13 protein-coding genes are annotated in these 15,442 nt (G+C 60.7%); 6 read left to right on the forward strand and 7 right to left on the reverse strand.

Annotated elements, in window-relative coordinates; all coding sequences use genetic code 11:
- Positions 1–149: 149 nt before the first annotated feature.
- Genes QOM08_RS25045 through QOM08_RS25060 form a run of 4 tightly spaced genes read left to right on the forward strand, consistent with a single transcriptional unit; the run spans position 150 to position 4,183 of the window.
- Positions 150–1,076, forward strand: a complete 927-nt coding sequence (locus QOM08_RS25045; RefSeq protein WP_047229758.1) for a DUF72 domain-containing protein — start codon at positions 150–152, stop codon at positions 1,074–1,076.
- Positions 1,073–1,885 carry an endonuclease/exonuclease/phosphatase family protein gene (locus QOM08_RS25050; RefSeq protein WP_076383448.1) on the forward strand — a complete coding sequence of 271 codons (813 nt, stop codon included), beginning with the start codon at positions 1,073–1,075 and terminating at the stop codon, positions 1,883–1,885. Before QOM08_RS25045 ends, QOM08_RS25050 begins: the two co-directional genes overlap by 4 nt.
- Complete coding sequence (gene clsB, locus QOM08_RS25055; protein ID WP_047229760.1) at positions 1,882–3,180, forward strand: cardiolipin synthase ClsB; 1,299 nt, start codon at positions 1,882–1,884, stop codon at positions 3,178–3,180. The genes QOM08_RS25050 and clsB overlap by 4 nt, the downstream gene beginning before the upstream one ends.
- Complete coding sequence (locus tag QOM08_RS25060; protein WP_160893667.1) at positions 3,167–4,183, forward strand: lysylphosphatidylglycerol synthase domain-containing protein; 1,017 nt, start codon at positions 3,167–3,169, stop codon at positions 4,181–4,183. Before clsB ends, QOM08_RS25060 begins: the two co-directional genes overlap by 14 nt.
- Positions 4,184–4,336: 153 nt before the next feature.
- Here the strand turns inward: QOM08_RS25060 and QOM08_RS25065 are convergent, their stop codons facing one another.
- The 3 genes from QOM08_RS25065 to QOM08_RS25075 all read right to left on the reverse strand — a co-directional run bounded on the left by QOM08_RS25065 (position 4,337) and on the right by QOM08_RS25075 (position 7,398).
- Positions 4,337–5,095 (reverse strand): alpha/beta hydrolase family protein, encoded by a 759-nt coding sequence (locus QOM08_RS25065; protein ID WP_047229762.1) that lies wholly within the window; start codon positions 5,093–5,095, stop codon positions 4,337–4,339.
- Positions 5,085–6,194: a DUF3182 family protein gene (locus tag QOM08_RS25070; protein WP_188251920.1), complete on the reverse strand. Its 1,110-nt coding sequence runs from the start codon at positions 6,192–6,194 to the stop codon at positions 5,085–5,087. The genes QOM08_RS25065 and QOM08_RS25070 overlap by 11 nt, the downstream gene beginning before the upstream one ends.
- Before the next feature lie 211 nt (positions 6,195–6,405).
- Positions 6,406–7,398, reverse strand: coding sequence for a GlxA family transcriptional regulator (locus QOM08_RS25075; protein ID WP_107321779.1), 993 nt, complete (start codon positions 7,396–7,398; stop codon positions 6,406–6,408).
- Between the two features lie 96 nt (positions 7,399–7,494).
- Between QOM08_RS25075 and QOM08_RS25080 the strand changes: the two genes are divergently transcribed.
- The gene (locus QOM08_RS25080; protein ID WP_188251919.1) at positions 7,495–8,049 is read left to right on the forward strand and encodes a cysteine hydrolase family protein; all 555 of its coding nucleotides are present in this window, start codon (positions 7,495–7,497) and stop codon (positions 8,047–8,049) included.
- Between the two features lie 107 nt (positions 8,050–8,156).
- On the opposite strand, the gene QOM08_RS25085 is transcribed toward QOM08_RS25080, so the two are convergent.
- Together QOM08_RS25085 and QOM08_RS25090 are read right to left on the reverse strand one after the other, a co-directional pair.
- Entirely contained in the window at positions 8,157–8,675 is a 519-nt protein-coding gene (locus QOM08_RS25085) for a single-stranded DNA-binding protein (protein WP_047229766.1), read from the reverse strand.
- 9 nt (positions 8,676–8,684) lie between these two features.
- Complete coding sequence (locus QOM08_RS25090) at positions 8,685–10,082, reverse strand: MFS transporter (protein WP_188251918.1); 1,398 nt, start codon at positions 10,080–10,082, stop codon at positions 8,685–8,687.
- Between the two features lie 179 nt (positions 10,083–10,261).
- On the opposite strand from QOM08_RS25090, the gene uvrA reads away from it, so the two are divergent.
- Positions 10,262–13,096, forward strand: a complete 2,835-nt coding sequence (uvrA, locus tag QOM08_RS25095) for an excinuclease ABC subunit UvrA (RefSeq protein WP_047229768.1) — start codon at positions 10,262–10,264, stop codon at positions 13,094–13,096.
- A 123-nt stretch (positions 13,097–13,219) separates the two neighbouring features.
- Here uvrA and bfr read toward each other — a convergent pair whose 3' ends face one another.
- Positions 13,220–13,684: a bacterioferritin gene (bfr, locus tag QOM08_RS25100; RefSeq protein ID WP_025215751.1), complete on the reverse strand. Its 465-nt coding sequence runs from the start codon at positions 13,682–13,684 to the stop codon at positions 13,220–13,222.
- A gap of 157 nt (positions 13,685–13,841) precedes the next feature.
- The gene (locus QOM08_RS25105) at positions 13,842–15,290 is read right to left on the reverse strand and encodes a catalase (RefSeq protein WP_076383443.1); all 1,449 of its coding nucleotides are present in this window, start codon (positions 15,288–15,290) and stop codon (positions 13,842–13,844) included.
- Positions 15,291–15,442: the final 152 nt, after the last annotated feature.

Consider the following 15,442-nt stretch of genomic DNA (forward strand, 5'->3'; position numbering starts at 1 on the left):
GCCCCATTCAGCAACTACTGAAACACAGCGAACAAGACTGCAGGACTTCACCTGCCCTCACCGTCGGTAACTCCATCGAAACTTTCTACCCCGCGCGACAGTCATCAAAAGACACAGGCGGTACGAGGTCATTGGCACGGGAGGGACACATGACGGCGATCCACATTGGCATTTCCGGTTGGCGTTATACGCCTTGGCGGGGGGATTTCTACCCCAAGGGGCTGACCCAGAAACGGGAATTGCAATTCGCCTCGCGAGCGGTCAACAGCATCGAAATCAATGGATCGTTCTACGCCCTGCAACGCCCCGAACGGTATGCCCAGTGGTACGCCGAGACCCCGCCCGGCTTCGTCTTCAGCGTCAAGGCGCCGCGTTTCATCACCCACATCAGACGTCTTCGGGACATTCACAAGCCGCTGGCCAATTTCTTCGCTTCCGGCGTGCTGGAGCTCAAGGAGAAACTCGGCGCGATCCTCTGGCAGTTTCCTCCCAGTTTCAAATTCGATCCCGAGTTGTTCGAAGACTTTCTCAAGCAACTGCCCCACAACACTGAAGATGCCGCCGCCCTGGCCCGGGAGCACGAACCGCGCCTGAACGGCCACGCCAGCACCCAGGCCGACAAGAAGCGGCCGCTGCGTCACGCGGTGGAGATCCGTCATGAAAGCTTTATCGATCCACACTTCATCACCTTGCTCAAACGCTACGACGTGGCACTGGTGATCGCTGACACCGCGGGAAAATGGCCGTATCGCGAAGACGTTACCAGCGACTTCGTGTACTTGCGCCTGCACGGAGCCGAGGAGCTATACGCCAGCGGCTACACCGATGCGGCCTTGAAACGCTGGGGCGAGCGGATCGAGGCCTGGAGCCACGGCACACAACCGCGCGATGCCCATTTGATCGACCCGAAAAAGAAACCCCGCGCCCGCAAGAGCCGGGAGGTGTTCTGCTATTTCGACAATGACATCAAAGTCCGTGCGCCCTATGACGCGCGTCACTTGTTGGAGCACTTCGACCTGGACAAGGACCTGGCCACCACGCCCGGCGAGCGCCCGGCCGAGGGGGTATTGCCATGAGCATCCCGGAGTTCACCGAAACGACCCGCGATCCAACCCAGGAACGGACGCAAGACCTCGACCGGATCAATCGCTTCACCGTCCTGACGGTCAACACCCATAAAGGTTTCACCGCCCTGAACCGGCGCTTCATCCTCCCGGAACTGCGCGAGGCGGTGCGCAGTGTGTCCGCCGACGTGGTGTTCTTGCAGGAAGTCCACGGCACCCACGAACACCACCCGCAGCGCTATTCCAACTGGCCGAGCATGCCGCAATACGAATTCCTCGCCGATAGCCTCTGGCCACAATTCGCCTACGGGCGCAACGCGGTGTACCCGGCGGGGGACCATGGCAACGCATTGCTGTCCAAATTCCAGATCATTCGCCACGACAACCTGGACGTGTCTATCAGCGGCCATGAAAGCCGCGGCATGCTCCACAGCGTGCTGCGTCTGCCGGGCGGCGATGAGCGGGAAATCCACGCCATCTGCGTGCACCTGGGGTTGCGCGAGGGGCATCGTGTCGAGCAATTGAAACTGCTTTGCCAGCGTTTGAGCGAACTGCCGCCCGAGGCGCCGGTCATCGTCGCCGGGGATTTCAATGACTGGCGCGGCAAAGCCAGCGAGCTGCTTGAACCCAGCGGCCTGCGGGAGGTGTTCGCCGAGCAATGGGGCAAGCCGGCCCGCAGCTTTCCGGCGCGCCTGCCGGTCCTGCGTCTGGACCGCATCTACGTGCGCAACCTCAAGGCCCGTCATCCCAAGGTATTGAACGTACGCCCCTGGTCGCACCTTTCCGACCATGCACCGCTTTCGGTGGAGATCGAATTATGAGCGCGACTATGAACAAGGCGACGGTGGAACAGGTAGAGGTTCCGCCGACCGAGCGCAATCCGGCGCTGGTGGACATCGAGTACGGTTGGCACGGCAATAACCGGGTCACGCTTTTGGAGAACGGCGAGGAGTATTTTCCCAGGGTCTTTGAGGCCATACGCCGGGCCGAAAAGGAAATCCTCCTTGAGACCTTCATTCTGTTCGAGGACAAAGTCGGTATCGAACTACGGGACCTGTTGGTGGACGCGGCCGGACGTGGCGTGCGCATCACCGTCAGCCTGGACGGTTTTGGCTGCGGCGAGCTGACCCCGGAATTTCTGGCGACATTGAGCGACGCCGGGGTGCGTTTGCAGATATTCGATCCCGCACCCCGGCACCTGGGCATCCGCACCAACTGGTTCCGGCGCCTGCACCGCAAGATCGTCGTGGTGGACGGTGTGATCGCGTTTATCGGCGGGATCAATTTTTCCGCAGACCATCTGGGCGACTTCGGTCCCGAGGCCAAGCAGGATTATTCCGTGGAGGTCAAAGGACCGGCGGTGGTGGATATCCATCACTTCGCGCTGTTGCAGAGCGGTCGGCCCAGCCGGGCCAAATATTGGTGGCAACGCCGCCGCAGCCGCCGCAACGAGTTGGCCTTCAACGATCATGACGGTCAGGTGCGGCTGGTCTATCGCGACAACCATGAGCATCAGACCGACATCGAAGAGGTGTACCTGCAAGTATTGCGCAGCGCCCAGCGACGCGTGGTCATTGCCAATGCCTATTTCTTCCCCGGTTTCCGGCTGCTGCGCGAGATCCGCAATGCCGCGCGGCGTGGCGTGGAAGTACGACTGATCCTGCAGGGCCAGCCGGACATGATGATCGCCAAGCTCGCAGCGCGGATGCTGTACAACTATCTGCTCAAGGCCGGCGTGGTGATCTACGAGTATTGCGAACGGCCGTTGCACGGCAAAGTCGCCTTGGTGGATGAGGACTGGAGCACGGTGGGCTCAAGTAACCTCGACCCCCTGAGCCTGTCCCTGAACCTGGAAGCCAATGTGCTGATCCGCGACCGGGCCTTCAACCGTGAATTGTTCGAGCGCCTCGATGATCTGAGCCGCAACCATTGCACCGTCATGCCGGCCAACCCTGCCCCTCGGGGCCTGCTGTGGCGCATGACCATCGGCTTCATGGTGTTTCACTTCCTGCGCCACTTTCCGGCCTGGGCCGGCTGGCTGCCAGCCCATAAGCCGCGCCTGAAACCTTTTTCGCCGCCCACGGCGGTTCGGAGCGAACCCCATGAACCACTCTGACGCGCACACGGCGCCAAGTGATGCCCACGCATCTGATGCCCACGCGGCCGAACACAGCAAACCCAAATCACGCTGGAGCCGCTGGAAACGCCCACTGACCCTGGCCTTCTTCCTGCTGCTGATCGTGTTGTTCACTGCCCTGGCCCGGCGCATTGACTGGGCCGAAGTGTTCGCGACCCTGGCGGACTTCAAACTGCGCACGTTGCTCATTGCCGCTGCGCTCACCGTTACCAGTTTCATCACTTACGCTTGCTACGACCTGATCGGCCGCACCTACATACGGCAGAAACTGGGCTGGCGGCAGATATTGCCGGTGGGGGTGATCAGCTACGCCTTCAATCTGAACCTCAGTGCCTGGGTCGGCGGCATCGCCATGCGCTACCGGCTGTATTCACGGCTGGGGGTCAGCAACGGGAACATCGCCAAGATCCTCGGCCTGAGCCTGGCCACGAACTGGTTCGGCTACATGACCCTGGCCGGGGTGGTGTTCAGCAGTGGCCTGGTGACGATGCCACCAGGCTGGAAACTGAGCAGCACTGCGCTGCAAGGCGTGGGCGTGCTGCTGCTGTGCATCAGTGCCGGTTATCTGGTGGCCTGTCGGTTTTCCAAACGTCGGGCCTGGACCATCCGCGGCATGGAAATCAACCTGCCGTCGCTGCGCATGGCGGGGCTGCAACTGGCGCTGGGGGCGTTGAACTGGTCGCTGATGGCGGCGGTGATCTTCACCCTGCTGCCGGGCAAGCTGGATTATCCGGTGGTGCTCGGGGTGCTGATGATCAGCAGCATTGCCGGGGTCATCACGCACATTCCGGCGGGATTGGGGGTGCTGGAGGCGGTGTTCATTGCCCTGCTGCAGCACGAGGTTTCTCGTGGCAGCCTGCTGGCGGGGCTGATTGCCTATCGAGCGATCTACTTCATCTTGCCGTTGTTGATCACGGTGGTGATGTACCTGGTGATCGAGGCGAAGGCCAAGGCATTGCGGGTCAAGCCGGGGCCTAAGTGACAAGGTTCTGAGTTATGGGTTGTCTGAGCGGGCCTCTTCGCGAGCAGGCTCGCTCCCACAATTGATCTGCGGCGAACATAGGATTCCTGTCCACCAAAGATCTCCTGTGGGAGCGAGCCTGCTCGCGATAAGGCCCGCATGAACACAGCGCAATCACCGCGCCTGAATAATGCTCAACCGCTCACCCACTACCATCTCGGTGATCCAGTCCACCAGGATTGAGGTGTAGGCCTGTTGGGACACTGGGTCGCTCAAGGCATGGTCGGCGCCGTCGATGATCCGGTGCGTCAGCGAATGGGTCTGCTGGCACGCCGCTCGGTAGCTCATGATCGTCGCGTGGGGCACATGGTCGTCGGTCTCCGATTCCACCAGCAACACATCACCGGTGAACTGCGAGCACGCATGCAAGGCGCGATTGGTGTCGGCGTGCACCAGGGTACTGCGATAATCCAGCAGGTCAGTCTTGTCCAGGTCACGCTTGGGCGTGTGCCATTGCTCGTCGCGATACAGCGCCGGCACTCGCAAAGCCAGCCAGCGCACTGGCCGCAGCAACGTCAGGATCGCCGCCAGGTAACCGCCATAGCTGGTGCCCACCACGGCGATCGCCGAGGTGTCCAAGGCTGGATGGGCGAGCAGCCGGTCATAGGCGGTGAGCAAATCCCGCAGGTTATCTTCCCGGGTTACCCGGGATAACGGAATGCCAGCCCCGCCGGTATGCCCGCGCAAGTCAAAGGTCAGACAGACGCAACCCAGGCCGGCAATGCCTTTGGCGCGTTCCAGGTCACGCTCCTGGCTACCGCCCCAACCGTGGACGAACAACACCCCTGGAACCTTCGATTTAGGGCTCAGAAAGGTGCCGTTCATGTATTCGTCGTCGATCTCGATCTGAATGGTTTCGCTTCTAGCCGTCATAGTAATGAACCGTTACGTATTTAAGAAGAAAGTCACCATTGTGCGCCGGGCCGCGATAGACCTCCCTGGCCCCAAGGGGCAGCGGCTGGTCAGTGTAGGTCTCCACCGAGGACACACGAACCGCGCTGGACGAAGGGTCCTCAGTGAATGCTTGCAACGCCGCGAGCTCAGCACTGCTGGCCCCGCCCATGCGCCATGACTGCTCCAGCACACCACCGCGAGGCTGACCACTGACGTCAATGCCCTGGGCGATGTCGTAGTTGCGCCGCGAGGCAAAGAACGTTGGAAAAGCCTGATTGGCGGCATCGTCAAACACCTGCGCCAACCGCACCGCCTCACGCACATCGTCGGGCAGCTCAAGCTTGAGCAATTCAATATAGCCGCCCTGCACCGCCAACAGGTCCGAGCCGCCGTAAACCTCCAGCCCTTCACTGTCCCGCGTCAGATGTTGCACACCGCAATAGCTCAAGACCTTGCCGTTGATGAAGCTCTGGCCGACGCTCTGGGTCTTGACCTGTTCGAGGTTCTGCTCAAGCACCACACCGTCGCGAAACAGCGCTTGAGCCTCGGGGCCGGCGGCGATTTCATCGAATTGCGCCAGACTCTTGATCACTCGCTGATCGCGTCCGGCACAGGCATGGATAGGCTTGAAGCGGATCGCTCCGGTGTACAGCAGGTGCTCGGCCGCCTGGCGCGCGTCCTGGAGCGCAAATACCGTCACGCCATCGAGCACCGCACCCCGGGTCAACTTGGCAAACAGCGGTGACCAGCCCAATGGCGCGACCGCGTGCCTGTTCAACAGACCGTGGGTGATTGCCTTGGTGCAGATAAAATCATGCTCGACGTAACCGCCCCATAGATCCTCCGGCCCTTTGACGCCCAAGCGCAGGGCGGCTTCGGCACCTATGACGGTTTGCGTGGGCAGCAAGTACAGATCATGGCCAGCATGATGCTGTTGGTCATAACTGCCGCCGTATTCAAGGCCGAGAATCTGCGCCAGCCAGCGGGCCAGCGCCCGATTGGTTTCGACTTCATGAAGCGGCGCGTGAGGGTTAATCGAATGATCCACTACCAGTTTGTTGCGATTGACCGTCGTCATGCGGTGCCCTTTTAACTGCGCTCGATGGCTTTAGGTAAAGGGGTGCAGAGATCAGGCCAACGGTGTTGCGAGCCAGGACGAGCAACGAAACGGGCGTCTGAGGGAGGATTGATAGCACCGGGCCTGTTTCATTCTGCACGACACCCTGAGGACATCCGGCAAATTGCACGACGGCTACGCCGGTAACAGCCCCGGTGGCGAGGGATTGAGACTACTTTGGCGCATTCATCGGGCTGACCCCAAACCTCGCCCGATAATCACTGGGCGCCAACCCAGTAATTTTCTTGAACGTCGTACGAAAAGCCCCCGGGTCCTGATACCCCACCGTCCAGGCAATGTGGTCGATGGTGCCATTGGTGAACTCCAGCATTTCCCGGGCCTTGCCGACGCGCAAGTGCTGACAGTATTCGGTGGGCTTGAGCCCGGTGGCGGCGCGAAACCTGCGCAGGAAGGTGCGTTCCTCCAGCCCGGCCTGTTCGGCCATGGCGCCGAGGGAAACGTCCACTGCGCCGCTGCCTTGCAACCAGTGCTGGACCTTGAGAATGGCCGCGTCACCGTGTCCGAGGATGGGCGCAAAGTTACTGCCACATTGGCTGGCGCTGTCGCTGTGTTCGATCACCAGAAACTGCGCCGTGCGCGTGGCGATGCTGGGGCCGAGCAGGCGGTCCACCAGTCGTAGCCCCAGCTCTGACCAGGCCATCAGCCCGGCCGTGGTAATCAGGTCGCCATCGTCGACGATGGGTTTATCAGCGTCGAGCTTGATCTTCGGATAACGCGCGGCAAAGGTCTTGGCCGAGGTCCAGTGGGTCGTGGCGCTGCGCCCATCGAGCAGGCCACTTTCGGCCAACAGAATCGAACCGACACACACACCACCCAGCACCGTGCCGTCGGCATGCCGCGCTCGCAACCAGGTCATCAGCGCCTGCGACACCAGCCCCTCACTGAAACCGGCGATGGACGGTGGAATCAGCAGCGCAACCAGCCTGCCCTGAGGACCGGCGAAACTCTCGAACACCCGGGTCGGCACTTCTCCCTCCTGCGCTCGCCAATGACTGACCCGCAGGCGCGGCAACTGAGAACTGGCTTGCTCGTCGGCAATCCGCTGCGCCACGGCGAACAGATCGGTCAAGCCATGCACCGCCGCCAGTTGCGCGCCGGGGTAGATGAGCACCCCGAGTTCAGCGACTGCCCTTTGCTGCGTCATTGTCAGTTTTCCCTCGCTTATTGTCGTTACGGCCCATTCTGAAACCGGTGGCATGAGCCAATACTGGCTTCAGACCCCACTGATCGAGGAAGCCTTATGTCCAAGCAAGCGCTCATCGTAGTCGATATCCAGAACGACTACTTCCCCCAGGGAAAATGGCCATTGGTCGGTGCCGAAGCGGCCGCCGATAACGCCGCCAGACTGATCGAAGCCTTTCGCCAGGCAGCGGATCAGGTGGTGCACATCCGCCACGAATTCACCTCCGATTCCGCACCGTTCTTCACCCCAGGCTCTGAAGGTGCGCAACTGCATCCCAAAGTGCTCAACCGCGCCGACGAACCGGTGGTGCTCAAGCACTTCGTCAACTCGTTTCGCGAAACCCAATTGCAAGCCATCCTTGACCGCCACGACATTAAGCATCTGGTGATCGTCGGCAGCATGAGCCACATGTGCATCGACGGGGTCGCCCGGGCGGCGGCGGACATGGGCTATGAGGTCACGGTGATTCACGATGCTTGTGCCAGCCGCGATCTGGAATTCAATGGGCTCGTCGTCCCGGCGGCTCACGTACATGCGGCCTTCATGTCGGCCCTGGGTTTTGCCTATGCGAATGTGGTGAGCACTGAACAGTTTTTGGCTGCCCGCCACTGAGTCATGCCTCAAGCGGCAAATCCAAGGCTAAAAAAAACCGCGCCTCGTAAACCGAAGCGCGGTTTTGTTTTTAGCTTGAAGCTCGCTGCCTGGAGCTTCCAGCGGCTTTAGAACGGAATATCGTCATCAAAGCTGTCGAAATCCGGAGCCGGTTGCGGCGCGGCCTGTTGCGGAGCCGCTGGGCGTTCACGCTGTGGCTGAGGCGCCGACTGCGGGCGAGGCGCCTGCTGGCGTGGAGCGGCCTGCTGGTAGTTGTTGCCACCTTGCTGCTGGTCACCCTGTGGACGACCGCCCAGCAGTTGCATGGTGCCTTGCATATCGACCACGATTTCGGTGGTGTAGCGCTTGATGCCGTCTTTTTCCCACTCGCGGGTCTGCAGCTTGCCTTCGATGTACACCTGCGAACCCTTGCGCAGGTATTCGCCGGCGATTTCGGCCACCTTGCCGAACATCGACACGCGGTGCCATTCGGTCTTCTCGACCTTCTGGCCGGTCTGCTTGTCGGTCCACTGTTCGCTGGTCGCCAGACTCAGGTTGGTCACAGCGTTGCCATTGGGCAGGTAGCGAACTTCGGGATCCTGGCCGCAAGTACCGACCAATATGACTTTGTTAACCCCACGGGCCATAACGTTCTCCTAGGCTTCGCACGTGGTCGGGGCCGGGTTGTTCACCAGGCGCTCGAGCGTCGCGCGATCCAATAATTCGGTGTCCAGTTTGATATAAACGGCCGCTTCGTCGGCGACCACCACTGCATCGGTTACTCCAACGACGGCCTTAAGGCGCTCGGTCAGGCCTGCTTCGCGGATGGCTTCGGGCGACAACGGCAAGCGCAGGCTCGTCACATACGGAGGTTCGCGCATGGTAACAGCAAAGACCAGCCAAAGTGCAGCCAGCGCGGCGCATCCCAGGAACACAACCGACAAACCGCCATGCTGGAACAACCAGCCGCCGAGGATCCCGCCCAACGCCGAACCGAGGAACTGGCTGGTGGAGTAAACCCCCATCGCCGTGCCCTTGCCTCCCGCCGGTGAAACCTTGCTGATCAGCGACGGCAGCGACGCCTCCAGCAGATTGAACGCGGTGAAGAACACCACTGTGCCGATCACCAGGGCCCGCAGGCTGTCGCCGAACTGCCAGAAGAATAGCTCAGTGAGCATCAGCGTCACGACGGCGCCGAGCAAAACTCGTTTCATTTTGCGTCGCTTCTCGCCGTAGATGATGAACGGAATCATGGCGAAAAACGAAATCAGCAGCGCAGTCAGGTAAACCCACCAGTGCTGCTCCTTGGGCAGGCCGGCCTTCTCCACCAGCGCCAGCGGCAAGGCAACGAAGCTGGACATCAACATGGCGTGGAGCACGAAGATGCCCAGGTCCAGACGCAGCAGGTCCGGGTGCTTGAGCGTCGGCATCAGCGCCTGGCGAGCCACCCCTGATTCGCGGTGCTGCAACGGCCCGGTGGAGCGCGGCACCATGAACGCCACGATCAGGATGCCCACCAGCGCCATGCCCCCCGTGACCAGAAACAGCCCCGACAAGCCAAAGGAGCGGGTCAGCAACGGCCCGACGACCATGGCGACGGCGAACGACAGACCGATCGTCATGCCGATCATGGCCATGGCCTTGGTCCGATGCTGTTCGCGGGTCAGGTCCGACAGCAAAGCCATGACGGCTGCGGAAATCGCCCCGGCGCCTTGCAGGATGCGTCCGGCGATCACGCCCCAGATCGAATCGGCATTGGCCGCCAGCACACTGCCCAGGGCGAAGACAATCAAGCCCAGGTAGATGACGGGACGCCGGCCTATGCGGTCGGAAATGACCCCGAACGGGATCTGGAAAATCGCCTGGGTCAGGCCGTACGCGCCAATCGCCAACCCGATGAGGGCCGGGGTCGCGCCTGCCAGATCCATCCCATAGGTCGCCAGCACCGGCAACACCATGAACATGCCCAGCATACGGAAGGCGAACACAAGAGCCAGGCCGCTTGCTGCGCGTGTCTCGCCGCTGCTCATGCGTTCGCTGTGGGGATCGTGCATGGAAAAACCTCGTGTGAACCGGCGGCGATTCTACCAGTCCCATCGATTGAGGGGGTATATCGCGACCGTTTGCCGCGCAGTCTTCATGTATGACTGCAAACTCACTTTCAATAGTGTGCATCCATCCAGTATTTGCCCGTATACTCCTACGTTTTCGACGCCCGCCGAGCGAGGCCACTTTGGACAAGATCCTGATTCGTGGGGCCCGTACCCACAACCTGAAGAACATCGACCTGACCCTGCCACGGGACAAGCTGATCGTCATCACCGGCCTGTCCGGATCCGGCAAATCATCCCTGGCCTTCGACACCCTGTACGCTGAAGGCCAGCGGCGCTATGTCGAATCGCTGTCGGCCTACGCCCGGCAGTTCCTGTCGATGATGGAAAAACCCGACGTCGACACCATTGAAGGCCTGTCGCCGGCGATTTCCATCGAACAGAAGTCGACTTCCCACAACCCACGCTCAACCGTCGGCACCATCACCGAGATCTACGACTACCTGCGCCTGCTGTATGCGCGGGTCGGTATTCCCCGGTGTCCCGACCACGACATCCCGCTGGAAGCCCAGACCGTCAGCCAGATGGTCGACCTGGTGCTGGCTCAGCCCGAAGGCAGCAAGTTGATGCTGCTGGCGCCGGTCATCCGCGAACGCAAGGGCGAGCACCTGATGGTCTTCGAAGAACTGCGCGCCCAAGGCTTCGTTCGGGCACGGGTCAACGGCAAGCTGTGCGAACTGGACGAACTGCCGAAGCTGGATAAACAGAAAAAGCACTCGATCGATGTGGTGGTCGACCGCTTCAAGGTCCGGGCCGACCTGCAACAGCGTCTGGCCGAGTCCTTCGAGACCGCACTGAAGCTGGCCGACGGCATCGCCCTGGTAGCGCCAATGGACGACGAGCCCGGCGAGGAGATCATTTTCTCGGCGCGCTTCGCCTGCCCGATCTGCGGCCACGCCATCAGCGAGCTGGAACCCAAGCTGTTCTCCTTCAACAACCCAGCCGGCGCGTGCCCGACCTGCGATGGCCTGGGGGTCAAGCAGTTCTTCGACACCAAGCGCCTGGTCAATGGCGAACTGACCCTGGCCGAGGGCGCGATTCGCGGCTGGGACAGGCGTAACGTCTACTACTTCCAGATGCTCGGGTCGCTGGCGGCCCACTACAAGTTCAGCCTGGACAAACCCTTCAACGAGCTGCCCGCCGACCAGCAGAAATTCATCCTGCACGGCAGCGGCTCACAAAGTGTCGACTTCAAATACCTGAACGACCGTGGCGATATCGTCAAACGCTCCCACCCGTTCGAAGGCATCGTGCCGAACCTGGAGCGGCGTTATCGCGAGACCGAATCGGCCAGCGTGCGCGAAGAACTGGCCAAGTTCCTCAGCACCCAGCCCTGCCCCGATTGCCGCGGTACCCGCTTGCGTCGGGAGGCGCGACATGTGTGGGTCGGCGAGAAAACCCTGCCGGCGGTGACCAACCTGCCAATTGGGGACGCCACCGACTACTTCGGCGGCTTGAAGCTCACCGGCCGCCGGGGCGAAATTGCCGACAAGATCCTCAAGGAAATCCGCGAGCGCCTGCAATTTCTGGTGAACGTTGGCCTGGACTACCTGACCCTCGATCGCAGCGCAGATACCTTGTCCGGCGGCGAAGCCCAGCGTATTCGCCTGGCCAGCCAGATCGGTGCCGGCCTGGTGGGGGTGATGTACATCCTCGACGAACCGTCCATTGGCCTGCACCAGCGGGACAACGATCGACTGCTCGGAACGCTCAAGCACCTGCGGGACATCGGCAACACGGTGATCGTGGTCGAACACGACGAGGACGCGATCCGCCTGGCGGATTACGTCGTGGACATCGGTCCGGGTGCGGGCGTGCATGGCGGGCATATCGTTGCCCAAGGCACAGCCGCCGAAGTCATGGCGCATCCCGACTCCCTGACCGGCAAATACCTGTCGGGCCGGGTGAAGATCAAGGTGCCGGCCAAGCGTACGCCGCGCAACAAGAAGCTGTCGCTGAGCCTCAAGGGCGCCCGTGGCAACAACCTGCGCAACGTTGACCTGGACATCCCGATTGGGCTGCTGACTTGCGTGACCGGTGTGTCCGGCTCCGGCAAATCGACGCTGATCAACAACACCCTGTTCCCCCTCAGCGCTACGGCCCTGAACGGCGCCACGACCCTGGAGGCCGCCGCCCACGACAGCATCAAGGGCCTGGAGCATCTGGACAAGGTCGTCGACATCGACCAGAGCCCCATCGGTCGCACACCGCGCTCCAACCCGGCGACTTATACCGGGCTGTTCACGCCGATTCGCGAGCTGTTCGCCGGCGTGCCGGAGTCCCGTTCACGCGGCTATGGCCCAGGGCGTTTCTCGTTCAACGTCAAGGGCGGGCGCTGCGAAGCCTGCCAGGGCGACGGCCTGATCAAGGTCGAGATGCACTTCTTGCCGGACATCTATGTGCCGTGCGACGTGTGCAAGAGCAAGCGCTACAACCGCGAAACCCTGGAGATCAAGTACAAGGGCAAGAATATCCACGAAACCCTCGAGATGACCATCGAAGAGGCCAGGGTGTTCTTCGACGCGGTGCCGGCCCTGGCGCGCAAGCTCCAGACGCTGATGGATGTGGGGCTGTCGTACATCAAGCTTGGGCAATCGGCAACGACGTTGTCCGGCGGCGAGGCCCAGCGGGTCAAGCTGTCTCGCGAGCTGTCCAAGCGTGATACCGGCAAGACCCTGTACATCCTCGACGAGCCGACCACGGGCTTGCACTTCGCTGATATCCAGCAATTGCTCGACGTCCTGCATCGCCTTCGCGACCATGGCAACACCGTGGTGGTAATTGAGCACAACCTCGATGTGATCAAGACGGCGGACTGGCTGGTGGACTTGGGGCCGGAAGGCGGCTCCAAGGGTGGTCAGATCATCGCGGTGGGTACCCCCGAGGAAGTGGCCGAGATGAAGCAGTCGTACACTGGCTACTACCTCAAGCCGTTGCTGGAGCGTGACCGGGACTGATTTTTCCCCGGCCACGAAAAAGCCCCTGTCATCTCATCAATGACAGGGGCTTTTTTGTTTGATCGTTCCTACGCTCCGCGTGGGAATGCAGCTTGGGACGCTCTGCGTTCCCTTTCCCTGCAATCAGAACTGCGATTGCAGGTAATTTTCCAGGCCTATCAACTTGATCAGGCCCAGCTGCTTCTCGAGCCAGTAGGTATGGTCTTCTTCGGTGTCGTTGAGCTGGATGCGCAGGATCTCGCGGGTCACGTAATCGTTGTGCTGTTCGCAGAGCTCAATGCCCTTGCACAGCGCGGCACGGACTTTGTATTCCAGGCGCAGGTCGGCCGCGAGCATGTCTGGCACCGTAGTACCGATGTCCAGATCATCCGGGCGCATGCGTGGCGTACCTTCGAGCATCAGGATCCGGCGCATCAACGCATCGGCGTGCTGTGCCTCTTCTTCCATCTCATGATTGATACGTTCGTAGAGCTCGGTAAAACCCCAGTCCTCGTACATCCGCGAGTGGATGAAATATTGATCACGGGCTGCCAGTTCGCCTGTCAGCAGCGTGTTGAGGTAATCGATTACGTCTGGGTGACCTTGCATCGCCCTACATCTCCACAAGCTTTGAAGGCTCTAGTTTGAACCAAGCTGACCGCAAGGTCACTCGCCTATCGCAATAAAAGCGAAGAAAATCCGAGAAAAGCCGGTTAAATAACGCAAAAACCGCCCAATTGAGGGCGGTTCTGCTTCTCGTTTAGACTTAGTTAAGCTGTACGCCCAACGCTTTCGCGATGCCTTCACCGTAAGCGACATCCGCTTTGAAGAAGTGCTGCAACTGACGATCGACGACATCCGCCGATACACCGGCCATCGCACCCGCGATGTTGCTGATCAGCAGCGCTTTCTGGGCATCATTCATCAAGCGGAACAGCGCACCGGCGTGACTGTAGTAGTCGGTATCTTCGCGGTGATCGTAACGGTCTGCCGAACCACCGAGCGCCAGGGCCGGTTCAGCATAACGCGGAGCCTGCTTGGGGGCCTCGACGTAGCTGTTGGGCTCGTAGTTCGGTGCTGCACCGCCATTGCTGCCGAACGCCATGGCTCCGTCGCGCTGGTAAGTGTTGACCGGGCTGCGCGGGGCGTTGACTGGCAATTGCTGGTGATTGGTACCCACACGGTAGCGGTGTGCATCAGCGTAGGCGAACACACGACCTTGCAGCATGCGGTCTGGCGAAAGGCCAACCCCTGGAACCATATTGCTCGGCCCGAACGCAGCCTGCTCAACTTCAGCGAAGTAGTTCAGCGGGTTACGGTTGAGTTCCAACTCGCCGACCTCGATCAACGGAAACTCCTTCTGCGACCAGGTCTTGGTCACGTCGAACGGGTTCTCGTAATGGGCCGCCGCTTGGGCCTCGGTCATGATCTGGATGCAGACGCTCCACTTCGGGAAATCGCCACGCTCGATCGCATTGAACAGATCACGCTGAGCGTAATCCGGGTCGGTGCCCGCCAGGCGTGCAGCTTCAGCCGGCGTCAGGTTCTTGATCCCTTGCTTGGTCTTGTAGTGCCATTTCACCCAGTGACGCTCACCCTCGGCGCTGATCAGACTATAGGTGTGGCTGCCGAAGCCGTGCATGTGACGGTAGCCGTCGGGAATGCCACGATCAGAGAACAGAATGGTGACCTGGTGCAAAGCCTCGGGCGAATGCGACCAGAAATCCCACATCATTTGGGCACTTTTCAGATTGCTTTGGGGCAGGCGCTTCTGCGTATGGATAAAGTCGGGGAATTTCAGCGGATCGCGGATGAAGAACACAGGGGTGTTATTACCCACGATGTCCCAGTTCCCTTCCTCGGTGTAGAACTTCAGGGCGAAACCGCGTGGATCGCGCTCAGTATCGGCAGAGCCACGCTCGCCACCCACGGTGGAAAAACGCAGGAACGTCGGGGTCTGTTTGCCGACCGACTCAAACAGCTTGGCGCTGGTGTACTGGGTGATATCCCGGGTTACGGTAAATGTGCCGTAAGCGCCCGATCCCTTAGCGTGTACACGGCGCTCGGGAATGTTCTCGCGATTGAAGTGAGCGAGCTTCTCGATAAGGTGGAAGTCGTCGAGCAACAGCGGGCCACGCGGGCCAGCGGAGCGAGAGTTCTGGTTATCGGCGACAGGAGCGCCGCTGGCGGTCGTAAGCGTTTTGGTCTGGCTCATGCTCAATCTTCCTAGGTCGGTCTTCAAACTGCCGGCTAATCGGCTGGAAAGGAGTATTGATCATGTTAATGACAGTATCCAAATTCATTAAATCATGGACATCGATAGTCATTATCTAATGCTGTCGCATTGCCAAGCGCAAACCAGCCAAC

It is taken from the genome of Pseudomonas sp. P105 (genome assembly GCF_032614175.1).
GTDB classification, from domain to species: domain Bacteria; phylum Pseudomonadota; class Gammaproteobacteria; order Pseudomonadales; family Pseudomonadaceae; genus Aquipseudomonas; species Aquipseudomonas rhizophila.